Origin of the sequence: Solibacillus sp. FSL K6-1126 (assembly GCF_038003445.1) — a bacterium.
GTDB lineage: Bacteria > Bacillota > Bacilli > Bacillales_A > Planococcaceae > Solibacillus > Solibacillus silvestris.
Genome location: NZ_JBBOPD010000001.1, coordinates 2,736,107 through 2,760,387, shown reverse-complemented (window position 1 = coordinate 2,760,387; position 24,281 = coordinate 2,736,107). Strand labels below are relative to the sequence as shown.

Sequence of the window (24,281 nt, the reverse complement as noted above, 5' to 3'; positions counted from 1 at the left end):
TTCTGCCTTTTATTTTTAGAGGATAGTTTACTGAAATGTTTTTTGAAAATGAGGTAGAAAATATGACCGATATTTTAAATTTTTTGCATTATAAAAATGAAAAACTGGAAAGTGAATTGAATAAATTGTTTGAACGTGCCAATTCGCCTGTAAGCCGGGTAGATGCTCTGCTGGAAAATAAAGCATTGCAACTGGAAGACCACAAGCTGTTTTTGGCGTTTTTAGCATATTTAGCGCAGCAAAACATTGAAGCAAAACGTTTATTTCAAGATGTTCTGCGCTTGCCAAAGCATCAATTTGAATCGGAATATGAAATGAATTGGGCACAGGTAATCAAATTGAGTGTCACATTTTTTACAATTTTACGTGATAATGACCTGAATAGTTACAAACAATTTATCGACTAGCTTGTAACAAACAGCAACAGTTCGCTATAATGATGAAATGAGTAAAGGTAATAAATGATAGGGGGGCAAGTAGTCGATGAATGAAGAACAACGACTAGCTAGTCAGCAGATTAAACAACCTAAGGAAGAAAAAGACTATAGTAAATATTTTGAGAAAGTATTTACGGCTCCTTCACTAAAAGACGCGAAAAAGCGCGGTAAAGAAGAAGTAAAATATCATAAAGATTTTGATATCGAAGAAAAATATTTAGGAATGGGACAGGATCGTAAGTTTTATATTCGAACATACGGCTGTCAAATGAATGAGCATGACACAGAAGTAATGGCTGGTATTTTCATGCAGCTTGGCTATACACCGACTGAAATGATTGAAGAAGCGGATGTTGTTTTACTAAACACGTGCGCCATTCGTGAAAATGCGGAAAATAAAGTATTCGGTGAGCTAGGCTTCCTGTTAAAATATAAACGTAAAAATCCGGAAATGCTGATTGGTGTTTGCGGATGTATGTCGCAAGAAGAATCTGTCGTGAACAAAATATTAAAACAGTATCAGCATGTTGATATGGTGTTCGGGACACATAATATCCACCGATTACCGAATATTTTACACGATGCTTATATGTCAAAGGAAATGGTTGTCGAAGTTTGGTCAAAAGAAGGCGATGTCATTGAAAACCTTCCGAAAAAACGTATTGGCTCGATTAAAGCATGGGTGAATATTATGTACGGCTGCGACAAGTTCTGTACATATTGTATCGTTCCGTATACACGAGGCAAGGAACGTTCTCGCCGCCCGGAAGAAATTATTCAGGAAGTGCGTGAATTGGCTGCACAAGGCTATAAAGAAATTATGCTTTTAGGCCAAAATGTCAATGCGTACGGCAAAGACTTTGATGATATTGAATACCGACTAGGTGATTTAATGGATGAGCTCCGTAAAATCGATATTCCGCGTATTCGCTTTACGACAAGTCATCCGCGCGACTTTGATGATCATTTAATCGAAGTATTGGCAAAAGGCGGTAATCTTGTTGACCATATCCACTTACCGGTCCAGTCCGGTTCAAACGAAATATTAAAAATTATGGCCCGTAAATACACACGTGAGCATTTCCTGCAATTAGTCGATAAAATTAAAGCGGCAATTCCGGGTGTAACATTAACAACAGATATCATTGTAGGCTATCCGAATGAAACGGAAGAGCAATTCCAGGAAACGCTTGATTTATATCGTCAAGTCGGCTTTGATATGGCGTTCACGTATATTTACTCGCCTCGTGAAGGAACACCGGCTGCAAAAATGGTCGATAATGTAACAGAGGAAGAAAAGAAAGACCGTCTGCACCGTTTAAATGCGGTTGTCTCTGAGTATTCTGCAAAAGCGCTCAAAGGTTTGGAAGGTCAAACAGTTGAAGTTTTAGTTGAAGGCAGCAGTAAAAGACGCGATGATGTGTTAGCTGGCTATACGCGCAAAAACCGTCTTGTTAACTTTAAGGCAGATCCAAAATTTATTGGTAAGCTTGTAAATGTAAAAATTTTAGAAGCAAAATCTTACTCTTTAATGGGTGAGTTTGTAGAAGAAGTGACAAAAGAGGGGGAGTTCGTAAAATGACAACAAAATTGTATACAAAAGATGAGATTGTAGAAAAAGCAAAAGAAATTGCCCATATGATTGCGAATACTGAAGAAGTAGAATTTTTCAAAAAAGCGGAAGAACAAATTAATGAAAATCAATTTGTCCGCGAAAAGATCGCTTCTTTAAAAGCATTGCAAAAGCAGGCGGTTAACTTTCAGCACTTAGGGAAAGAAAAAGCGCTTAATATGATTGAAGGTAAAATTACGGGAATTGAAACTGAAATCGATGAATTACCAGTCGTTCAACAATTTAAGCAATCACAGACGGAAGTAAATGAACTGTTACAATTAGTATCAAATGCCATTGCGAATAATGTTACAGATGAAGTTATTGCTTCTACAGGCGGCGATGTACTAAAAGGCGAAACAGGATCAAAAGTACGTAATAGTACACCAGGCTCATGTTCTTAAAATAATTATTAAAGATATCCCACGTGGATATCTTTTTTTATGTAGAGTTAATATTCTAAAAGTTTAGCAATATGTGACAATAAATATGTCGATATTCCTACTGTTTTTTGTTATGATTTAAGTTAGTTAGAACTATATAGGAAGGACTTTACTAATGAACGAATTTGATAATCTAAGTGTAAGTGATGAAGGATTGTACGATTGGTTATGTCAGATGGCTCGGCAGATTGATTTGGCAGTAGCAATTATTAACCCGAATAAAGGGTATACAATTGAATTTGTAAACCAGATCTTTACGCAAACAACAGGGTACAGGGAAGATGATGTGCTCGGGTCAACACTTTCTTTACTACAGGGACCTCTTACTGACATGTTAAATGAGAATTCGATTCAGGAAAGTATTGAAAATGGACTGACATTTAAAACATCATCCTTTCATTACCGGAAAGATGGGTATGCATTTTGGAATGAAGTCAGGCATTTACCAATGTTTAATCAGCAAGGAATAATCCAATATTGTGTGATCATAATGAAAGATGTAACGGACTCCATGAACATAGAGTCGTTGATTGAGCTGGAACGTGAAGTCTACTTTAGTCTGGAAACAGGGCATCCACTTGAAAATGTATTACGTAATATTTGCAAATCGGTTGAAATAACTTTCGGAAAGAAATGCCATTGTTCCATCGTCCTTGTTGATGAAAATGACCGGATGATTAATATTTACGGTGAAATGTGGAAAGATTTGAAGGAGCTCGATGAGAAAGTTTTATTGATGGATATGAAAGACAATAGGAAAATAAATAAACCGCTCATTTTAAAAGACTTAGAGCAATCGATTTATCATGAAGCATATAGACCGATTATCGATAAATATCGTATAGTTTCAATGTGGAGTCAGCCAATTTTAAATTCAGAAGAAAAAACGATCGGTTTATTTACAATGTACTTTGAACAACGGGCAGAACCAAAAACGATTGAAATAAAATTCATGAACCGAATCGCACCGATTGTTACACTCGCATTAAAATATTTTGACCAAAAAAGTGCGATTCACCGTCTTGCTTTTTGTGATGTTGCATCCGGATTAAATAATTATGAACGCTTTAAAATCATTTTAAATGATTTTACTGCAAATCAGTCGATGGGGCATTTATATATTATTGAACCGGGAGAATATCAAAATATTATTGATTTGTATGACCGGCAAGGCGGGGATGAAGTGCTGCGTCAGCTAGCAAATCGAATACAGAATATCCCATCATTCGCAGACTCGATCATTGCGAGGTATACCCATTCAGCGATTATTGTAGCGACACGTTTATCATTACGGGAAATGAAGATTCCACCAATTGTAGCTGAACAGTTTTTATCAGAGCCATATTATATTGATGGAAAAGAAGTATACTTAACATTAAAAATAGGAACTTCATCTTTTAGTTCCCGTATTAATTACATAGAAGCAGTCCGCCAGGCGGATATTGCGTTATCAAGTGCACTTAAAGTAACGGGCACTGTTATTAAAAATTTTAATATGAGTTTAATTGAATCTGTAGAACAAGAAATGAATGTACTGGCCCATTTTGCTCGCGGTCTAAAAAATAGTGAATTTTTTCCGATGCTCCAGCCGAAAGTGAACTTGATGACAGGGGAAATTGAAAGTTTTGAAGCTTTGGCACGTTGGAATTCGACGGATTTAGGTGTTGTCTCACCGACGTTATTTATTCCGGTTGCAGAAAATACCGGTAATATTTATAAAGTAGACCTCGAAATTTTCAAGAAGGTGCTTCTATGGCAAAAACAGCGACACGATGCGGGATTGAAATTGTATCAAGTAGCGATCAATATTTCACCAAGCCATTTTTATAATCCGGCATTTGTAGAAAGTTCCATTGCCCTTATAGAAAGCTATAAAATAGATCCGAAATTTATAAAATTTGAAATAACCGAAAGTGTCGAACTGGAAAATGTCATAAGAGCAAAAAAAATTATCGACGAGTTGCAACAGCTGGGGATTGAAACATCGATTGATGACTTTGGTGTTGGTTATTCATCACTCAGCTATTTGCAGGAACTGCCATTTAAAGAAATCAAAATTGATAAAAGTTTTGTCGATAATTTAGCGAATCCACGGATGAATGCCGTTATTAAAACCATTATTCAGCTTTCGGATAACTTGAACATGGTATCTGTAGCAGAAGGAATCGAAACAGAAGAACAGCATCTTGAGCTAAAGCGATTAGGCTGTCAGGTTGGGCAAGGATACTATTATTATAAACCAATGTTAATTGAACAAATTAATGAACTATTAAATCAGCAGTTAAAAACTTCATTCAGCAAATGAAGCTCTCAGTAAAATAAAAGATGGGCTAAATAAGACAGCACTATGTAGGCCTTATCCCGCTTCCCGACATAACTGAACCGAGGTATAATTGAGTGAAGCAATAGCAAAAGCGCTACTACAACAAAGGTTTGTAGTAGTTTTTTTTTCTAAAAACTCATTTCACCCTTTAGGCACCTGTCGCATACAATAAGTCGAGTTAGTTGAAGAAAGGAGAGATGTTCGGTGAAGCGTTTACGTCAAATTGTGACGAAAGCAGTTATTGCAAAAGGGAAGAAGCGTACCGAATGTGTAGAAACGCTCTGTCCACCGAATGCGCCAACGAGCATATTAGGTTGTTGGGTAATTAACCATCAATACCAGGCGAAACGTAACGGTAAATTTGTTGAGGTGACAGGGAAATTCGAGGTGAATGTTTGGTACGCATATAACAATCATTCAAAAACGGCAGTGCATACAGAGACAATTTCCTATAAGGACCGTGTCAAACTGTCATTCCGTGATGGAGATGAAGTCGATTCAAATGATGTAAAAGTCCGTGTATTACAAGCGCCGAATTGTATTGAGGCAGTGATTACTAAGCAAGGCGACAAAATCCAAGTAACGGTCGAGCGTGAATTTTTAGTGGAGATAATTGGGGAAACGACAGTTGTGATTAATGTACACCCACTGGATTATGAAGATGAATGGTCATATGAAGAAAGTTCACAGCAGCCATCCAGCACTTCTTCATCATCATCCTCGTCATCCTCGTCATCGTCTTCATCGTCCGACTCGGGCGGAAAAGATTATGGCAAAGATTATGACTCCTCATCATTTTCGTGAAAACGTCTATTTTTTAACAGCAAATTTAAAGTCGTAAAAAACTGCAAAAGTCTATCGTAAACAGAGGGGAATTGTTTGAAGATTACTTTCAGACAATTCCTTTTCTTTTCGTTTGCAAGGCAAAATGCGAGTCAAATGGTATAATACTTGTACAAGTTTTAGCAAGTGAGGGAAATAAACATGACTACATATACACCGATGATGCAACAATATTTACTCGTAAAACAAGATTACAAGGATGCTTTTTTATTTTACCGTTTAGGCGATTTTTATGAACTGTTTTTTGATGATGCAATTAAAGCGTCACAGCTTCTGGAAATTACACTAACAGCGCGCTCTGGCAATACCGATAATCCGATTCCGATGTGTGGGGTACCGCATCACTCTGCACAAGGCTATATCGAAACACTTGTCTCAAAAGGTTTTAAAGTGGCGGTATGCGAACAGACGGAAGATCCAAAGCATGCAAAAGGTGTTGTGAAACGTGAAGTAGTACAAGTAATTACTCCAGGTACGATTACAGAGGGGAAAGCACTTGACGGGAAATCCAATCATTTCATTGCAGCAGCTGAAAGTAATGAAAATGATGAAATGGTATTTGCCTATTTGGATGTATCGACAGGCGAAGCCAATTGTTCTGTTATTGAAGGAAGTGCAAAACAATTAATTCAGCAAGTACAAGCATATGCAATAAAAGAATTGATCGTAAACGAGCAGCTGCAGTTACTGCTTGCAGATTATGCGGAAGCAGGTGGTATCGTTCTGTCGCTTGAAACAGAAGAAATGGATCCGGTAAAAGCAAATCAGTATGTCGCTCATTTGCCGGTTCAGCTACAAGGCGTGGCAAAGCGATTATTACAATATGTGGAACGTACACAAATGCGTTCGTTATCACATATTCAGCCGTTTACCTATACTGAGGCACATAACTTCCTTCGCATCGATACGAATTCCAAACGTAATTTAGAGTTGATTCAATCGATACGCGGAGGTGATTCTAAAGGTACATTGCTGTGGCTTTTGGATGAAACGGTAACGGCGATGGGAGGCCGAAAACTGAAACAGTGGATGCACCAGCCGCTTGCAAAGAAAAATGCAATTGAAGCACGCCAGGCGATTGTTACAGAATTGCTGGAAGATTTCTTTTTGCGGGATGAATTAACGTCATTGCTGAAAAATGTATATGATCTAGAGCGTTTAGCAGGGCGAGTTGCATTTGGTTCTGTTGGGGGACGTGATCTGGCACAGCTGCGTGAATCATTACGCCAAGTACCGATGATTCAGCAAAAGCTTGTAAACTGCGGATTGGAAAAATGTACAGCACTAGGACAAAAGCTTGACGTATGCGCCGATATTGAACAATTGCTGGCAGAGGCGATTACCGATCAACCGCCAATTTCAATCAAAGAAGGCGATGTCATTCGCGATGGCTACAATGCACAGCTCGATGAATATCGTGATGCCTCCCGAAACGGGAAAGACTGGATTGCCCAGCTTGAGCAAAAAGAACGTGAACTGACAGGAATTAAAAATTTAAAAATAGGCTATAACCGTGTATTTGGCTATTATATCGAAATTACAAAATCCCATTTGAATAATACAGACCTGGCACGCTTTGAACGAAAACAAACTTTGGCGAATGCCGAGCGTTTTATTACAGAAGAATTAAAAGAAAAAGAAGCACTAATTTTGAATGCCGAAGAGCAGAGTCTTGCGCTGGAATATGATTTATTTGTAGCATTGCGTGAACAGTTAAAAGGGTATATTCCCCGTGTACAGGCATTGGCTGCCCAAATTAGTGAGCTTGATGTACTGATGAGCTTTGCGATGGTAACAGACAAATACCGTTTTACAAAGCCGGTATTCCATGACGGACGTGCTTTGAAAATTATTGAAGGAAGACATCCGGTTGTCGAGAAAATGCTCAATAAGCAAAGTTATGTACCGAATGATTGTGTGCTGACAATTGATAAAAATATGATGCTGATCACTGGTCCGAACATGTCGGGTAAAAGTACGTATATGCGCCAAGTAGCACTCATTGTCGTATTGGCACAAATGGGTTGCTATGTACCGGCTGATGAAGCAATACTTCCGATTACTGATCAGATTTTCACGCGTATCGGTGCAGCAGATGACTTAGCGGCAGGTCAATCGACATTTATGGTAGAAATGCTTGAATCACAGCATGCCATTACACATGCCACTAAAAACAGTCTGCTGCTGTTTGATGAAATCGGACGCGGTACATCAACATATGACGGGATGAGTCTGGCACAGGCGATGATGGAATATATTCATGATGAAATCGGGGCAAACACATTATTTTCTACCCACTATCATGAACTGACGGATTTGGAAAATGAGCTTTCACGTCTGCAAAATGTTCATGTCAGTGCAACCGAGCAAGATGGCCGGGTTGTATTTTTGCATAAAGTGAAAAAAGGTGCCGCAGATAAAAGTTACGGTGTCCATGTGGCGGAGCTGGCAGAAATGCCTGAAACGATTTTACAACGTGCTCGCGTATTACTGGAGCAATTTGAGGCTGCGAATGAAGAAAAGCCGCAAGCAATCAATTATAAACAAGAACCACCTCAAAATCCGCAAATACCGGAACAGGTGACGGAGAACGACCAGCAGCTTTCATTGTTTACAATAGAGGAAGAACCAGCAATCGCACCGGAACAACAAGAGGTGCTTGATGCATTGGCAAAGCTGAATGTGATGGGCACAACACCGATGCAGGCAATGACATTACTATATGAACTGCAGCAAAAATTACTAGGCAATCAATAAAGGAGGGAACGGCTTTGGGAAAAATTCAAATAATGGATGAGTGGCTATCGAATAAAATTGCAGCCGGTGAAGTAGTTGAACGCCCTTCATCTGTCGTGAAAGAGCTAGTTGAAAATGCAATCGATGCGGGCAGTACGTCAATCGAAATTTTCCTGGAAGAAGCGGGCCTTCATTCGATACAAGTCATTGATAACGGAAGCGGGATGGACGAGGAAGATGCTCTTAAATCCTTTTCCCGCCATGCTACATCAAAAATAGAAAAAGAACAGGATCTGTTCCGTATTCGGACACTCGGTTTCCGCGGGGAAGCATTGGCATCGATTGCTTCGGTTTCCAAGTTAACATTACGCACTTCGGACGGGAATGGAGGTGTGCACCTGTATATGGAAGGCGGTCATTTGAAGGAACACCAGCCGACCGCACTGCGCAGGGGAACAGATATTACTGTTGCACAGCTATTCTTTAATACACCGGCACGCCTGAAATATTTAAAAACGATTCAGACTGAGCTTGGACATACAATCGATTTTGTTAACCGGATTGCGCTAGGCTATCCGACGATTGCGGTTAAACTTGTGCATAATGGGCAAACATTATTGCAAACGAACGGCCGCGGCCAGGTGCAGCAAGTATTGGCGGCAATATACGGTGCACACAATGCGAAGAAAATGCTGCCGTTTGAAGGGGAGAATCAAGATTATAAAATACATGGTTTTGCAAGTTTACCTGAAGTTACGCGTGCTTCGAAAAATTATATGTCACTTTTCGTCAATGGGCGCTGGGTCAAACATTTCGTGATTCAGAAGGCAATCATAGATGCATATCATACGTATTTACCGATTGAGCGTTTCCCAATCGTACTTTTGTATGTCGAGGGAGATCCGCAATTAACAGATGTCAATGTCCATCCGGCGAAGCATCAGGTACGCTTAAGTAAAGAGCCGGAACTGCTGAAGCTTATTGAAGATACGATCCGTTCAGCGATTCGGGAGATTATCCGTATTCCGCTCGCTGAAAAAAAGGAAAAACCAATTCGAACGCCAACTGAACAGATGAATATTTGGAATCCGGCACCTGCAATGCAGCCGACATTTAATGAGGATAAGTTATCGACAATTGTTGAGCGATTATCAAGTGAAGCATCCATTGTAAAAGAGCCGTATGCGCCGGTCCCGACACAACAACAGGTCGTGCCTGCAGCTCCACCCGAGCCGGAAAGCAGCGAACAGCATTCTACGGAAGACTTCCATGAAGTTCCGACTATTGAAGAGGAAATGTACCTGGAAGAGTCACCAATGAAAGAAGTCGAATCGAAAAGGCATTTTCCACAAGTTGAAATTGTCGGACAGATTCACGGAACGTATATTGTAGCCCAAATGGAAGACGGATTTTATTTAATCGATCAGCATGCAGCACAGGAACGAATTAAGTATGAATATTTCCGAGATAAAGTCGGAGAAGTGAATGCAAACGAACGCCAGACTCTCCTCATGCCCTTAACATTCCATTATGCGGCTGATGAGGCATTACGTCTAAAAGAATCCAAGGAGGCACTTGAAGAAGTAGGGGTTTTCTTGGAGGAATTCGGTCTTTCTTCATTTGTTGTAAGGGAATACCCGACTTGGTTCCCGAAAGGCGAAGAACAGGAAATTATAGAGGAACTAATAGAGCAAGTGCTAAGCGCACGGAAAACCGATATAAAAAAATTGCGTGAAGATGCGGCCATTATGATGAGCTGCAAAAAGTCGATTAAAGCGAATCATTATTTAAATAAAGAACAGATGGAAAGACTGATTAATGACTTACGAAATGCTGACAATCCGTTTACATGTCCGCATGGGCGACCTGTATTGATTCATTTTACGTCGTATGAAGTGGAAAAAATGTTTAAACGGGTAATGTAATTCATACAGTGAAACTTCAATAAGTGGGGAATCTCTTCAATCCCACTCATTAGAGGGAACATAAGCTAAAACCGTCACGTTTTGTGACAACGCTTGTGTGACCAACATTGTGTCGGCCCGAACCAATCGGGTTTTTACGGGTAGTCTTGCCTCTGCCACTAAGCTTTCGAGGCAGATAAATTACTACCCGTTAATGCGGGATAAACGAGGGGATGGTTTTATGGAGCAACGGTCATTTTTTGTCACAATGTCAGACGGGCATGATATCTTTGTCCGTACATATACACCAAGTAAAAAGCGTATAGGGCATATTCATATTTTGCACGGGATGTCGGAACATAGTGGTCGATATGAAAATTTCGCGGAGAAGCTATGTGATGAAGGGTATTTTGTAACAGCGCATGATCATCGCGGTCATGGTTTTACAGCGCAAAAAAACGGCATATTTGGTTATTTCGGACCTGAAAAGGGTTTTGAGCTTGTTGTAGATGATGTTGTAGAAGTGCTTTCCTTTTTGAAGAAAGAAACGGCAGAACGGGCTATTATATTCGGTCACAGTATGGGCTCTTTTATAGCACGACGTTTTATCCAACAGCATAGTGATAAAATAGAACGGCTGATTTTATCGGGTACGGGTTCACCGACATTGCTTCATAAGGCAGGGCATATTATAGCGAAGCAGCTGGTAAACCTGCAGGGAGCAAAAATTCAAAGTGATCTTATGAATGATCTTAGTTTTAGCAGTTTCAATCGTAAAATTAAAAATCCGAAAACAAATTTTGACTGGCTTACAACCGATGAAGAGGAAGTACAAAAATATATTGATGATCCATTGTGCGGTGTGATCCCGACGAATCAATTTTTCGTTGATTTAACGGGAGGCATGTTGAAGCTCGAAAATGACCGTGCAAATGCGCGAATACGACCTGATTTAAAAATACTTGTAGTAAACGGCACATATGATCCGATTGCCGGGCCTGAAGCAGAAGGGGCATTTCATGTTGGTAAACTGTTTGCACGTGCGGGTGTAGAACATGTAAAGGTGCATATATTTGAAGGGATGCGGCATGAAATTTTAAACGAAAAAAAGAAAGAACAAGTAAAAGAAATAATTGTACGGTGGTTAAAAGATGAATAAAAAAATCGATGTCGTGGCCATTATCGGTCCTACAGCATCCGGAAAAACAGCGCTGAGTATCCGCTTGGCAAAAGAGATTGACGGTGAAATTATTAACGGAGATTCTATGCAGATCTACCGCCATATGGATATCGGTACGGCCAAAATTACCGAAGCCGAAATGGAAGGGGTTCCGCATCACCTGCTTGATATTAAAGAACCGACAGAAGGTTTTTCGGTTGCAGAATATCAACAGCTTGTCCGCGGTAAAATTGAAGAGATTCAAGCTCGGGGGAAAATGCCGATTATTGTTGGGGGAACGGGGTTATATGTACAATCTGTCCTATATGATTTTCAATTTGCCAAACAAGAGGTCGATGAAACAGCTCGCGAAAATTATTATAGAGAACTTGAAGTGTTAGGGCCACAAGCGATGCATGCGAAACTTGTTCAAATGGACCCAGCAGCGGCGGCGTCCATTCATCCGAACAATACAAGACGTGTTATTCGGGCAATGGAAATGGCAGAACTTGCAGGGGTCTCTCGAGCAGAAGAGCAATTCAATCGAGGGGACATACCGTTATATAACCATGTAATAATCGGGTTGGATATGGATCGCGAAAAACTTTATGAAAGAATTAACTTACGTGTCGATTTAATGATGGAAGCGGGTCTTGTCGAAGAAGTCCGCGCGCTATATGAAGCGGGAATCCGCGATGTCCAGGCGATTAAAGCGATCGGCTATAAAGAGCTGTATGCCCATTTTGATGGACTAGTTTCACTTGAAGAAGCAGTGGAACAGATTAAACAAAATTCCCGTCGCTATGCGAAACGCCAACTTACCTATTTCCGAAATAAAATGGAAATTGCGTGGATCGGAAATGATTGGAGTAAAATAAAAAGTTTATTTGAAATTCATTAAATTTAAAGGGAAATTTTGTACGCATAACGAATAGGTAACTATTGCATATATTTTAAGGTAAGGGAGATTGAACGACGATGAAATCGATAAATTTGCAAGATACTTTTTTAAACAATTTACGTAAAAATAATGTTTTTGTAACGGTATTTCTGTTAAATGGCTTCCAATTAAAAGGACTTATAAAATCATATGATAACTTTACCGTACTATTGGAATCGGAAGGAAAACAGCAGCTTATTTACAAGCATGCAATTTCTACTTTTGTACCGTCCAAAAATGTAGCGTTAACGGAAGAAGAGTAACAACCTAGCCAAACTTGTAGCGAATTTTGATCTGATTGATTATAATGACTAAGATGCTATAAGTATTGGAGGATTTTTGATGAAAACGATGACAACAGATGAACTGATCAACTTACTCGATGCAAATGAAGATTTAAATGTAATCGATGTTCGTGAAGATTTTGAAGTGGAACACGGAATGATTCCAGGTGCTGTACATATTCCACTTGGCTCAATCCCGGAACGTACTAATGAACTAGACAATTCAAAATCCTACATCGTCGTATGTAAAGGCGGGGTACGCAGTGCAAATGCTTGCGAATATCTGGCAGAGCAAGGTTTTGATGTAACGAATTTAGATGGCGGAATGATGGCCTATGATGGAGAATTAGAATTTAAATAATTTCCAAAAGAAAGGGAGTGCCGATTGATTCGGCACTCCCTTTAGTTATCCTACTTTGTATAATAAATTTTCTTTGATGGCAGGCTCCAGCCTTTAGTGTATGAACATATCCGCAGGACAGTAATGGAAACAAATAAAAAGTATAAAAACAAATCCCCCTTAAAAATTTCAAGGCCGATTAAGAAACCTGCACTGGCCGCCCAAACGGCATAAATTTCGTGACGCAGTATAATGGGTCTTCTACCGGCAAGCAAGTCCCGAACCACCCCCCCTCCTGCACCTGTTAAAACGGCAGCTACAATTACTGCTACAATCGGTAACTCCAGGTGGACAGCATGCATTGCACCTTGAATGGCAAAGGCGGATAATCCGATTGCGTCGGTAACGTATCCCCATCGACTCCACTGTTTAAATAAATGATGCGGAATTAAAAAGAAAATCGTAATCGCAAGAAGCGCGAATTGAAACATAAGCTCCTGGTTCCATAATGTCGAAACCGGCAGGCCGATTAATATATTACGGATAGCCCCGCCGCCAAAAGCTGTAACGATACCTAATATGTACACCCCAAATAAATCATACTCTTCTTCCATTGCCACAATTGCCCCGGAAATGGCAAAGGCAACCGTTCCGATCAAACTAAATACATCCCACGCCATAAACATCTCTCCCTTAATGTCCTTTCGACCATGACGATAGCAGTTTTTCAAACATTCGTCAAAACTATTTTTTTTCATGTATAATGGATACAGTTTGAACAGAATGGAGCAGGAATTATGGCATTTCAATCAATATTAACAGCTGAAACATTAACGCTTGCAGCACAAGTGGAAGAAAAAGTCCGCACTTATCATCAGGAAGTCGATGAACGTGCATTTTATAATCAACAAAAGGTACTGGCAGCTTTTCGAAATAATCAGGTAAGTGACTTTCATCTTCATCCTTCAACAGGGTATGGATATGATGATGAGGGCCGAGATAATTTAGAGCGTGTATATGCGCAAACTTTCGGGGCAGAGGCGGCCATCGTACGTCCTCAGATCATTTCGGGTACACATGCGATCACAATAAGTTTATTCGGTGTATTACGACCGGGTGATGAATTGGTTTATATTACAGGCAAACCGTACGATACACTACAATCAATCGTTGATGGTGGCGAAAAGGATACAGGTTCCTTGAAAGACTATAAGATTGGCTATTCTCATGTAGATTTAATCGACAATAAGAAAATCGATTGGGAAGGTGTAAAAAAGGCAGTAAACGAAAATACGAAAATGATTGCGATACAGCGTTCCAAAGGCTATGCAACACGTCCATCATTTACGATTGAACAAATTTCCGAAATGGTTGTGAAAATACGGGCAATCGCACCGAATGCCATTATTTTTGTAGATAACTGCTACGGTGAATTTGTGGAATTACTTGAACCGACAGAAGTTGGCGTTGACTTAATGGCAGGTTCATTAATTAAAAATCCTGGTGGGGGCTTTGCAAAAATCGGTGGATATATTGCAGGTCGCGCAGATTTAGTTGAAAAATGTGCATACCGTATGACATCACCGGGAATTGGAGCTGAGGCAGGCGCTTCATTAAATACGTTAGCAGACTTTTACCAAGGTTTCTTCATGGCACCGCATATTGTTGCACAAAGTTTAAAAGGTGCAATTTTTACATCCGCAATGCTTGAGGAAATCGGTATGACAACATCTCCCCATTATACTGATGTTCGTACGGATCTCATTCAATCCGTTTCATTCCAAACGGCGGAACAGATGGTAGCTTTCTGTCGTGAGATTCAAGCTGCTTCACCTATTAATGCCCATTTTGCGCCGGAGCCTGCCTATATGCCTGGATACGAAGATGATGTCATTATGGCGGCAGGTACATTTGTTCAAGGATCAAGTATTGAATTAACGGCAGACGGTCCAATCCGCCCTCCTTATACAGCCTTCATCCAAGGTGGTTTAACATATGAACATGTAAAATATGCTATTTGTTCTGCTGTCCAAAAGCTAAAGTGATATTTAGGGATCGTCCATTTAATGGGCGATTTTTTTATATGCGTAAAATTCGCTATATTCTGTTTACTTTTCGCTCATTTAAAAAAGTAATGTCAGTTTTTCTAACATACATTTGACAATGTAAATTACAAGTCGTAATATAGCGATAAGGGAGGTGAATTAAATTGAGTAGTGAAATTCGACGTTCAATGCCACTATTATCGATAAGTATCGTCATGCAATTGACGGATCTGACAGCAAGACAAATCCGTTATTATGAAGAGCATGATTTAATTCAGCCGCACCGTACAGAAGGAAATCGACGCATGTTTTCTTTAAATGATGTCGACACTTTATTGGAAATCAAAGATATGCTTGAACAGGGCATCAATATGGCAGGGATCAAAAAAGTATTTGCTTTGAAAAATGATCCGGCAGCACAGCAAGCGAGCAAAGAAATTTCCGATTCGGACTTACGCAAAATTTTACGTGAAGAAATGCGCCAGGCACAACGCATGCAAAAAACATCTATTCGACAAGGGGATTTATCGCGCTTTTACCAATAGCGTGTAAATTATAAAAGATCGAGTAAAATCGGTACTGAACAAATTTAGGAGTGTGGAATTTAGTGGGCAAATATACAAAAGACGATATTAAACGTCTAGTAGAAGAAGAACAAGTAAAATTCATTCGTTTACAGTTTACAGATATTTTAGGGACAATTAAAAACGTAGAAATTCCTGTAAGCCAACTAGATAAAGCATTGGACAATAAAATGATGTTTGATGGTTCATCAATTGAAGGTTTCGTACGTATTGAAGAATCGGATATGTACTTATATCCGGATTATGATTCATTCATGATTTTCCCATGGACAGCTGAAAAAGGGAAGGTAGCACGTTTCATCTGTGATATTTACAATCCGAACGGTACACCATTTGCAGGTGATCCACGTAACAACCTGAAACGAGTATTGAAGGAAATGAAAGAACTAGGATTCACAGATTTCAACTTAGGACCAGAACCGGAGTTTTTCCTATTTAAACTGGATGCAAAAGGCGAGCCAAGCTTGGAAGTAAATGACCACGGCGGCTATTTCGACTTGGCACCGACAGATTTAGGTGAAAACTGCCGTCGCGATATCGTATTGGAATTGGAAGAAATGGGCTTTGAAATTGAAGCTTCTCACCATGAAGTTGCACCGGGTCAACATGAGATTGACTTTAAATATGCGGATGCTATTACTGCATGCGACAACATCCAAACATTTAAATTAGTTGTTAAGACAATTGCACGTAAGCACGGTTTACATGCGACATTCATGCCAAAACCTTTATTCGGTGAAGCTGGATCGGGAATGCACTTTAACGTTTCTTTATTTAAAGGAAAAGAAAATGCATTTTATGATGAGTCTACTGAATTAGGGCTTTCTGAAACAGCGATGCAATTCATGGCAGGTGTGCTTGACCATGTTCAAGGTTTTACTGCAATTACAAATCCGACAGTAAACTCTTATAAACGTTTAGTACCAGGTTATGAAGCTCCATGTTACGTAGCATGGTCTGCGCAAAACCGTTCACCGTTAATCCGTATTCCTTCTTCTCGTGGCGTATCAACACGTGTAGAAGTTCGTTCAGTGGACCCATCAGCAAATCCATATTTAGCGATGGCGGTAATTTTAGAGGCGGGTCTTGAAGGGATCCGCAAAAAAACAACACCACCACCAGCAATTAACCGAAACATTTATGTAATGAGCGAAGAAGAGCGTAAAGCTAACGGCATCGATAATCTGCCTGCAGCTTTAGATGATGCATTAGCATTACTAGCAAAAGATGAAGTGGTTCAAAGAGCATTAGGCAACCATATCTATGCGAACTTTAAAGAAGCAAAAGAAATCGAGTTCGATATGTACCGTTCAACTGTTCACCAGTGGGAACGCGACCAATATATGAAAATGTACTAAGAAGAAAGGGCTGGGGCTAAAATTCCAGCTCTTTTTTTTTGCACTTTTTGTATAGTCGTATTCAATTTTAACCAAAATAACTGTTGTAATTTATTCGTATAATATAAAAGAAACCGGCAATATAAATTGCCGGTTCAATAATGCATTATTTATTGCCGTTTTGGAAACGGTTTTTACCGTAAGAGCCAGAAGCTTGCTGTTTTTTAGCTTCAGCTTGCTGGTTTTGCTGTTTTACCTGGTTAACATCTGTTTCCATGCCAAACTCAGCGTTCATTGAAGTGAGTTTTTTCTGTAAACCACTGTTTGTAAACACACCAGAAGCTTGTTGCTTTTTAGCTTCAGCTTGCTGGTTTTGCTGTTTCACCTGGTTAACGTTTGTTTCCATGCCAAACTCAGCATTCATTGAATTCGGTTTCTTCTGCAAACCGCTATTTGCAAAAGCACCAGAAGCTTGTTGCTTTTTAGCTTCAGCTTTTTGGTTTTGCTGCATTACTTGGTTAACATCCGTTTCCATTCCGAATTCGGCGTTATTCTTGTTATTGATGTTTTTATTTTTTGACATCAAAATCACCTCCTGACATTATTCTGTTCAGAGGTTGCTTTATTATTCGGTTAAATCAATTGCCAATTTTTTAAAAATTTTAAATGTGCGATCACCAATGCTTCAGTACCTTGGAATGATAAGCATATAAATCGTATAATAAGAAGGATTAAAATTTACCGATTGAACAAAAGGAGGCTATTATGAAACTTGATACAATGATGCAAGAATTAGAGGCATTGGGTAAAGAGCGTACAAAAAAGATTTATATGTCCAATGGAGCAAAGGAACCGTTATTCGGTGTAACGACTGGCTCGATGAAACCGTATGTAAAACAAATAAAAATAAATCAGGAGCTGGCTGAACAGCTTTATGCGACAGGCAACTATGATGCAATGTATTTTGCCGGGGTTATTGCGGATCCGAAAGCAATGACTGAAGAAGATTACGACCGCTGGATTGAACAAGCCTATTTTTATATGATTTCCGATTATGTTGTTGCAGTGACTTTGGCTGAATCCGATATTGCGCAAGAAGTAAGCGATAAATGGATTGCAAGTGGTGAGGAACTAAAAATGTCGGCAGGTTGGCATTGTTACTGCTGGCTGCTCGGCAATCGTAAAGATGAAGAATTTTCAAAAGAAAAATTATTGGGTATGCTTGAGTATGTAAAACAAAATATCCGTCAAGCACCACCACGTACACAAGTAGCAATGAATAACTTTGTCATGACAGTAGGTGTTTCATTTAAACCTCTACATGAAGAGGCTGTGCAATTCGCTAAGGAAATCGGGCCAATTGAAACGAAACGTGAAGGGAAAAAGCCGGGTTTGCTGCACGCTTTTGCTGAAATTGAAAAACAGGTGGAAAAAGGACGAATCGGCTTTAAACGTAAATATGTACGCTGTTAATTGTAAAGAGTTATACCTTGTTTTTTTGCCATACAATTGTATAAACTAAAATTAGGAAATTTCAAGGAGGCTATTACATGAAAAAAAGCATTGCCATCGATATGGACCAGGTGCTGGCTGACTTTTATTCGAAATTATGTGTTACATATAACGAGAATTTCGGGACAAATTTTACCGATGAAGAATTTCTTCTGACGACACAGCGCGATTTACCTAGAGAAGATGCGAAAAAATTATTTGCTCTATTAAATGAGCCCGGCTATTTCAGAGATTTAAAAGTACTGGATGAAGATGCTATTGATGTCATTCGAGAGCTGCAGGAGCATTATGAGATTTATATTGCGACAGCTGCCATGGATGTACCCGGGTCATTTACAGCGAAGTACGATTGGTTAATGGAGTATTTACCATTTATTAAAACACAGAACATAGTGTTTTGTGGAAATAAAGCGGTAATACATACTGATTATTTAATTGACGATAGCCCACGCCAACTCAAGTCATTTAAAGGAACAGGTATATTGTATTCGATGCCGTACAATCGATCAGAAGAAGGTTTCATGCGTGTGAACAACTGGAAAGAAATTAAACAGTATTTTATAAAACAACTGGAAATTGTTTAAAAGGGAAAGGGTTGCAATCAGGCAATCCTTTTATATTTTTGTAGTAACTTAGCTTAACGAAATAGTATAATTTAAATAATTGGAATTATCTTTAAATTGTAAGGGGATAGAATGAATGAAACCGATTATTGGATTAACAATGTATGATTTTGACAAGAAATTGGATATAAACAACGCATATTTGACGTCGATAGAACTAGCGGGGGGTATACCAATTTGTATACCGAATGCTACGGAAGAAAACGTAGAAGCAGTATTAAATGTAGTTGATGGCCTCGTATTAATTGGTGGAGCGGATATCGATCCATTATTGTTTAATGAGGAACCGCACCGTCATATCGGTAGTGTTGTTAGAAAGCGTGATGACAGTGATCTTTTATTAATGAAGGCAGCCTTTAAAAGACAAATGCCTGTTCTAGGTATTTGCCGTGGACAACAAATTATGAATGTTGCATTCGGAGGTACGATAATTCAGGATATACCATCACAGGTGGAGAATACAATCTTACATAAACAACCTTCAAAGCGTGGAGAATTGGCACATACCGTTGAAGTGAAGACACCGAAATTTAAGGAGATTTTTACAGAAGAAACATTCCGTGTTAACACATTTCACCATCAATCTGTAGGAAAGTTAGGGGAAGGACTTCTTATTTCGGCAGTTGCGAAAGACGGCATTATTGAAGGAATTGAACACGAATCCCATCCGTATTGTGTGGCGGTACAATGGCACCCGGAAGAATTGGCGCCAAACGGGGATGTTTATGCACAGCGCTTATTTAAAAGTTTTATAGAAGCATGCCATAAGTAATAAAAGGCTCAGTCGTTTACGGCTGAGTTTTTTTAATTCATTAAAAAACTTGCCGATTCTATAAGAATGGCAAGCTTCTGATTAATGAATATTTCGATAGAGGCCGACTACTTTACCTAAAATAGAAACTTGATTGACAATGATCGGCTCCATTGAACTGTTCTCAGGCTGTAAGCGGAAATGAGTTTTTTCTTTGTAAAAGCGTTTGACTGTCGCTTCATCATCTTCCGTCATTGCTACAACAATCTCTCCATTGTTCGCGGTAGACGTTTTTTTGACGATTACATAATCCCCATTTAAAATTCCGGCTTCAATCATGGATTCACCCATAATTTCAAGCATAAATAGTTCTTCTTCCGGTGAGCCGTAAGCATCCGGCAACGGGAAATATTCCTGAATATCCTCGATTGCGGAAATAGGCAGACCAGCTGTAACTTTACCGATTAACGGAACATGGATGACACCTTGTTTGGTGATGTTCATCTCTTCCTGGTCCAATATTTCAATGGCACGCGGTTTAGTAGGGTCACGACGGATAAGCCCTTTACTTTCTAAACGAGCTAAATGCCCGTGGACAGTTGAACTGGAAGCTAAACCTACCGCTTCTCCAATTTCGCGTACTGATGGCGGATAGCCTTTAGAACGAACTTCCTCTTTTATAAAAGTTAGAATAGCCTGCTGCCGCTTTGAAATTTTTTGTGTCAACTAACTCACCTCTTTATCATGCTATTTTTCTTAAAGTAAGTATAGCAGTATGCGAACACGAATGCAAACATAAGTTCGAAAAAACGGTTGACAAAAACATATGTTCGTATTATTATGAGAACAAATATTCCGAACATATATTCGAAAGAGGGTTTTACAAATGAAAAAAACTAAACTAAATGGCTTTACATCAATGTTTCTACTATTCTCTGTACTTATGATTGCTTTATTCATGATGCAGGACGATAAAATAGAATTATACGAACAGGTTAGCATAGAGCATGGCGATACTTTATGGTCGTTGGCAGAACAATATCGTGGTAAAATGGCTAAGCATGATTGGATCGATGAAGTGAAAAAGGAAAACGGATTGCTGGATGAAAAAGTTGTTTTAGGACAAGTACTGGTTGTACCTGTAGAAAAAGATTCACAATACATTGCCCAGCTGAATGAATCCACTGATATGCAATCGATTAAAGTAGTGAGAGGGAACAATGATAAAAACTAAAGCAGTAATTTATTGCCGTGTCAGTACGGATAAAAATACACAGGAAACGTCACTAGTACGTCAGCAAGAAGAGCTGACAAAGTATGCGAAAACATTCGGCTATAATGATGTGGAGATTTTCATGGATCAGCATAGCGGATATGATGTGGACCGAGATGGACTGCTCGATATGCTTGACTATATGAAAGAACACGGCGTCAAAGCGTTATTTGTACAGGACGAAACACGGTTAGGGCGCGGTAATGCACGTATGGCAGTACTTCACCTATTGCAAAAATATGAAGCGACAGTGTATACATTGAATGATGCAGGTCCTGTCGTATTAAACGAAATGGATACAATGCTGCTCGAAATTTTAGCGATTGTCGAAGAATATCAGCGTCGTATGCATAATGCGAAAATCCGCCGGGGAATGCGTCGTGCTGTAGAAAATGGCTACCAGCCCCAAAATAATTTAAAAAACCGCGGTAATATTGAAGGGCGTGAACGTAAAGAAGTGCCTGTTGAAGAAATCGTCCAGCTACGCCAGAAAGGCTTAACATTTGCAGAAATTGCTACGACATTGTCTGGTTTGGGCATTTCCATCAGTAAAGCGACCGTACATAGAAGATATATTGAATATATGGAGCGACTTGAAGAGTAAACACTTGTCTTCAAGTCGTTTTTTTTATACCTTTGTAGTAGGTAGGAAGAAAGGTGAGATTCAAATGTTATCAAAAGAGAAAATAGCTCGAATTAATGAGCTTTCTAAATTAGCGAAAGAAGGTAAATTGACGGAAGAGCAAGCGAAGGAACGCACTGCGCTGCGCAAAGAGTATTTAGATACATTCCGTTCCACAATGCGCGATACAATCGAGCATGTGAAAGTAATTGATGAAGAGGGCAATGATGTGACACCTGAAAAATTAAAACAAATAAAATCACAGAAGAAATTCTTAAACTAATAACATTTCATTAATATGTCACATTTAATATTAAGTATGACATATTTTAGATGACGTTTTTAGAAATTATTGTTTTCTTGTGAAAATTTGTCTACACTATAAAAGGTATAAATATCGTACGAGGAAAGGATGTCACATAATGACACAACAGATGGATCAGTTAGCAATTAACGCAATCCGTACATTATCAATCGACGCAATTGAAAAAGCAAATTCTGGTCACCCAGGTTTACCAATGGGTGCTGCACCTATGGCCTATACTTTGTGGACGAAGCAATTACGCCATAACCCACAAAATCCTAATTGGTATAATCGCGACCGTTTTGTATTATCAGCTGGACATGGTTCCATGCTTTTATATAGTTTATTACATTTGGGTGGCTATGGTTTAGAGATGGAAGAAATCAAAAACTTCCGTCAGTGGAATTCAAAAACACCGGGACATCCTGAATATGGTCATACAGTTGGTGTAGAAGCGACAACTGGTCCATTAGGACAAGGTATTGCCATGTCAGTAGGTATGGCTATGGCTGAACGTCACTTGGCAGCAACATACAACAAGCCAGGCAAAGAGATTGTTGACCACTATACGTTTGCACTATGCGGTGACGGAGATTTAATGGAAGGTGTTGCTGCAGAAGCAATTTCTCTTGCAGGTCACTTAAAATTGGATAAATTAATTGTACTTTATGATTCAAATGACATTTCACTTGATGGTGATTTAGAAAAGTCATTCTCGGAAAACATCCAAAAACGTTTCGAATCTTACGGCTGGAACTATTTAAAAGTTACAGACGGTACAGATATCGTGGAAATTAATTCAGCAATCGAAAAAGCGAAACAAAACACTGGCGGCCCAACTGTAATCGAAGTGAAAACTGTCATCGGTTTTGGTTCTCCTAACAAATCTGGTAAAGCAGATTCACACGGTGCACCACTAGGATTTGATGAAGTTGCTTTAACAAAAGCTGCATATGCATGGGAACATGAGCCATTCGCTGTCCCTTCGGAAGTGTATGATACATTTAAAGCAGCAAGCGAAGTACAAGGTGTACAAGCAGAAGCAGCATGGAATGAACTATTCGAAAGCTATAAAACTGAATACCCGGAACTGGCTGCCCAATTTGTAAATGCAATGGAAAACAAATTACCGGAGAACTTTGCTTCTGAATTACCTGTCTATGAAGCAGGAACTGCAGTAGCTACACGTTCATCATCTGGTGATGCAATCAATGCCATTGCAAAAACTACGCCATCATTCTTCGGCGGTTCTGCTGACTTGGCAGGCTCAAACAAAACAACAATTAAAGGCGCTGGCGATTTCTTTGCTGAAACTCCGGAAGGCCGTAACATCTGGTTTGGTGTTCGTGAATTTGCAATGGGTGCTGCGCTGAACGGTATGGCATTACATGGCGGTTTAAATGTATTTGGCGGTACTTTCTTCGTATTCTCTGACTATGTACGACCAGCAATTCGATTATCTGCATTAATGGGATTACCTGTAACATATGTATTTACACATGACTCAATTGCAGTAGGTGAAGACGGTCCGACACATGAGCCAATCGAGCATTTAGCATCATTAAGAGCGATGCCGAATCTTTCGGTTATCCGTCCTGCAGATGCAAATGAATCTGTAGCAGCATGGAAATTAGCTGTAGAAAGCAAATCAAACCCAACTGTATTAGTATTATCCCGTCAAAACTTGCCGGTGTTGGATGTTGCAAAAGAAACAGTATACGAGGGTGTTGAAAAAGGTGCCTATGTTGTTTCAGCTTCATCTAAAGAAACTCCGGATGCTTTGTTAATTGCAACGGGTTCTGAAGTAGGCTTGGCAGTGGAAGCGAAAAAAGCATTACTGGCAGAAGGGATTGACGCATCTGTTGTGTCAATGCCATCAATGGACCGCTTTGAAAAGCAGTCGAAGGAATACAAAGAATCTGTATTACCAAAAGCTGTAACGAAACGTTTAGCAATTGAAATGGGTGCATCACTTGGCTGGCATAAATATGTTGGCTTTGAAGGAGATGTATTGGCAATTGATAAATTTGGTGCATCGGCTCCAGAGAAAATTGTGTTAAAAGAATACGGCTTCACAGTAGAAAATGTAGTTGCGAAAGTAAAAGCACTTTAATTCGAAGCTCAAAATGTCACTTGTCTACTATGGCAAGTGGCGTTTTTTCTTTTCACTATCAATCTGAAATCCAATATAATGATTAAAGTAACAAGA

At 39.4% G+C, this 24,281-nt stretch carries 24 protein-coding genes; 21 read left to right on the top strand and 3 right to left on the bottom strand.

Annotated elements, in window-relative coordinates; translation table 11 throughout:
- Positions 1–62: 62 nt before the first annotated feature.
- The 11 genes from MHH44_RS13725 to MHH44_RS13675 all read left to right on the top strand — a co-directional run bounded on the left by MHH44_RS13725 (position 63) and on the right by MHH44_RS13675 (position 13,042).
- On the top strand, positions 63–407 hold the full coding sequence (locus tag MHH44_RS13725; protein ID WP_014823377.1) for a hypothetical protein: 345 nt from the start codon (positions 63–65) through the stop codon (positions 405–407).
- 76 nt (positions 408–483) lie between these two features.
- The gene (gene miaB, locus MHH44_RS13720) at positions 484–2,019 is read left to right on the top strand and encodes a tRNA (N6-isopentenyl adenosine(37)-C2)-methylthiotransferase MiaB (RefSeq protein ID WP_008407608.1); all 1,536 of its coding nucleotides are present in this window, start codon (positions 484–486) and stop codon (positions 2,017–2,019) included.
- Positions 2,016–2,453 (top strand): RicAFT regulatory complex protein RicA family protein, encoded by a 438-nt coding sequence (locus tag MHH44_RS13715; protein ID WP_008407607.1) that lies wholly within the window; start codon positions 2,016–2,018, stop codon positions 2,451–2,453. Before miaB ends, MHH44_RS13715 begins: the two co-directional genes overlap by 4 nt.
- 154 nt (positions 2,454–2,607) lie before the next feature.
- Positions 2,608–4,797 carry a bifunctional diguanylate cyclase/phosphodiesterase gene (locus tag MHH44_RS13710; protein WP_340798862.1) on the top strand — a complete coding sequence of 730 codons (2,190 nt, stop codon included), beginning with the start codon at positions 2,608–2,610 and terminating at the stop codon, positions 4,795–4,797.
- Positions 4,798–5,019: 222 nt separating this feature from the next.
- Positions 5,020–5,619 (top strand): outer spore coat protein CotE, encoded by a 600-nt coding sequence (gene cotE / locus MHH44_RS13705; RefSeq protein WP_008407603.1) that lies wholly within the window; start codon positions 5,020–5,022, stop codon positions 5,617–5,619.
- A gap of 180 nt (positions 5,620–5,799) precedes the next feature.
- On the top strand, positions 5,800–8,415 hold the full coding sequence (gene mutS, locus MHH44_RS13700) for a DNA mismatch repair protein MutS (protein WP_340798861.1): 2,616 nt from the start codon (positions 5,800–5,802) through the stop codon (positions 8,413–8,415).
- A gap of 14 nt (positions 8,416–8,429) precedes the next feature.
- A complete protein-coding gene (mutL, locus tag MHH44_RS13695; RefSeq protein WP_340798860.1) occupies positions 8,430–10,319 on the top strand; it encodes a DNA mismatch repair endonuclease MutL in 1,890 nt (629 codons plus the stop codon).
- A 220-nt stretch (positions 10,320–10,539) separates the two neighbouring features.
- Entirely contained in the window at positions 10,540–11,457 is a 918-nt protein-coding gene (locus MHH44_RS13690; protein WP_340798859.1) for an alpha/beta fold hydrolase, read from the top strand.
- Positions 11,450–12,358, top strand: coding sequence for a tRNA (adenosine(37)-N6)-dimethylallyltransferase MiaA (gene miaA, locus MHH44_RS13685; RefSeq protein ID WP_340798858.1), 909 nt, complete (start codon positions 11,450–11,452; stop codon positions 12,356–12,358). The genes MHH44_RS13690 and miaA overlap by 8 nt, the downstream gene beginning before the upstream one ends.
- Positions 12,359–12,435: 77 nt before the next feature.
- The gene (gene hfq, locus MHH44_RS13680; protein ID WP_008407593.1) at positions 12,436–12,660 is read left to right on the top strand and encodes an RNA chaperone Hfq; all 225 of its coding nucleotides are present in this window, start codon (positions 12,436–12,438) and stop codon (positions 12,658–12,660) included.
- Positions 12,661–12,739: 79 nt separating this feature from the next.
- The gene (locus MHH44_RS13675; RefSeq protein ID WP_014823385.1) at positions 12,740–13,042 is read left to right on the top strand and encodes a rhodanese-like domain-containing protein; all 303 of its coding nucleotides are present in this window, start codon (positions 12,740–12,742) and stop codon (positions 13,040–13,042) included.
- Positions 13,043–13,092: 50 nt separating this feature from the next.
- Here MHH44_RS13675 and MHH44_RS13670 read toward each other — a convergent pair whose 3' ends face one another.
- Positions 13,093–13,701 (bottom strand): trimeric intracellular cation channel family protein, encoded by a 609-nt coding sequence (locus MHH44_RS13670; protein WP_340798857.1) that lies wholly within the window; start codon positions 13,699–13,701, stop codon positions 13,093–13,095.
- Between the two features lie 117 nt (positions 13,702–13,818).
- On the opposite strand from MHH44_RS13670, the gene MHH44_RS13665 reads away from it, so the two are divergent.
- The 3 genes from MHH44_RS13665 (at position 13,819) to glnA (ending at position 17,008) form a co-directional block, all read left to right on the top strand.
- On the top strand, positions 13,819–15,066 hold the full coding sequence (locus tag MHH44_RS13665; protein WP_340798855.1) for a methionine gamma-lyase family protein: 1,248 nt from the start codon (positions 13,819–13,821) through the stop codon (positions 15,064–15,066).
- Between the two features lie 164 nt (positions 15,067–15,230).
- Positions 15,231–15,611 (top strand): MerR family transcriptional regulator, encoded by a 381-nt coding sequence (locus MHH44_RS13660; protein WP_008407589.1) that lies wholly within the window; start codon positions 15,231–15,233, stop codon positions 15,609–15,611.
- Positions 15,612–15,673: 62 nt separating this feature from the next.
- Complete coding sequence (gene glnA, locus MHH44_RS13655; RefSeq protein ID WP_008407588.1) at positions 15,674–17,008, top strand: type I glutamate--ammonia ligase; 1,335 nt, start codon at positions 15,674–15,676, stop codon at positions 17,006–17,008.
- Between the two features lie 145 nt (positions 17,009–17,153).
- Here the strand turns inward: glnA and MHH44_RS13650 are convergent, their stop codons facing one another.
- Positions 17,154–17,570: a gamma-type small acid-soluble spore protein gene (locus MHH44_RS13650; RefSeq protein WP_014823387.1), complete on the bottom strand. Its 417-nt coding sequence runs from the start codon at positions 17,568–17,570 to the stop codon at positions 17,154–17,156.
- A 182-nt stretch (positions 17,571–17,752) separates the two neighbouring features.
- On the opposite strand from MHH44_RS13650, the gene MHH44_RS13645 reads away from it, so the two are divergent.
- The 3 genes from MHH44_RS13645 (at position 17,753) to MHH44_RS13635 (ending at position 19,894) form a co-directional block, all read left to right on the top strand.
- Positions 17,753–18,460, top strand: coding sequence for a DNA alkylation repair protein (locus MHH44_RS13645; RefSeq protein ID WP_008407586.1), 708 nt, complete (start codon positions 17,753–17,755; stop codon positions 18,458–18,460).
- A 77-nt stretch (positions 18,461–18,537) separates the two neighbouring features.
- The gene (locus tag MHH44_RS13640) at positions 18,538–19,083 is read left to right on the top strand and encodes a 5' nucleotidase, NT5C type (RefSeq protein WP_008407584.1); all 546 of its coding nucleotides are present in this window, start codon (positions 18,538–18,540) and stop codon (positions 19,081–19,083) included.
- Between the two features lie 115 nt (positions 19,084–19,198).
- Complete coding sequence (locus MHH44_RS13635; RefSeq protein ID WP_008407582.1) at positions 19,199–19,894, top strand: gamma-glutamyl-gamma-aminobutyrate hydrolase family protein; 696 nt, start codon at positions 19,199–19,201, stop codon at positions 19,892–19,894.
- Between the two features lie 81 nt (positions 19,895–19,975).
- Here MHH44_RS13635 and lexA read toward each other — a convergent pair whose 3' ends face one another.
- Entirely contained in the window at positions 19,976–20,599 is a 624-nt protein-coding gene (gene lexA, locus MHH44_RS13630; RefSeq protein WP_008407580.1) for a transcriptional repressor LexA, read from the bottom strand.
- A 160-nt stretch (positions 20,600–20,759) separates the two neighbouring features.
- Between lexA and yneA the strand changes: the two genes are divergently transcribed.
- The 4 genes from yneA (at position 20,760) to tkt (ending at position 24,185) form a co-directional block, all read left to right on the top strand.
- The gene (gene yneA, locus MHH44_RS13625; RefSeq protein ID WP_340798854.1) at positions 20,760–21,107 is read left to right on the top strand and encodes a cell division suppressor protein YneA; all 348 of its coding nucleotides are present in this window, start codon (positions 20,760–20,762) and stop codon (positions 21,105–21,107) included.
- Positions 21,094–21,750 (top strand): YneB family resolvase-like protein, encoded by a 657-nt coding sequence (locus MHH44_RS13620; RefSeq protein WP_008407577.1) that lies wholly within the window; start codon positions 21,094–21,096, stop codon positions 21,748–21,750. Before yneA ends, MHH44_RS13620 begins: the two co-directional genes overlap by 14 nt.
- A 64-nt stretch (positions 21,751–21,814) precedes the next feature.
- Entirely contained in the window at positions 21,815–22,051 is a 237-nt protein-coding gene (locus MHH44_RS13615) for a DUF896 domain-containing protein (RefSeq protein ID WP_008407575.1), read from the top strand.
- A 139-nt stretch (positions 22,052–22,190) separates the two neighbouring features.
- Positions 22,191–24,185, top strand: a complete 1,995-nt coding sequence (tkt, locus tag MHH44_RS13610) for a transketolase (protein WP_008407574.1) — start codon at positions 22,191–22,193, stop codon at positions 24,183–24,185.
- The last annotated feature ends 96 nt before the right edge of the window (positions 24,186–24,281 follow it).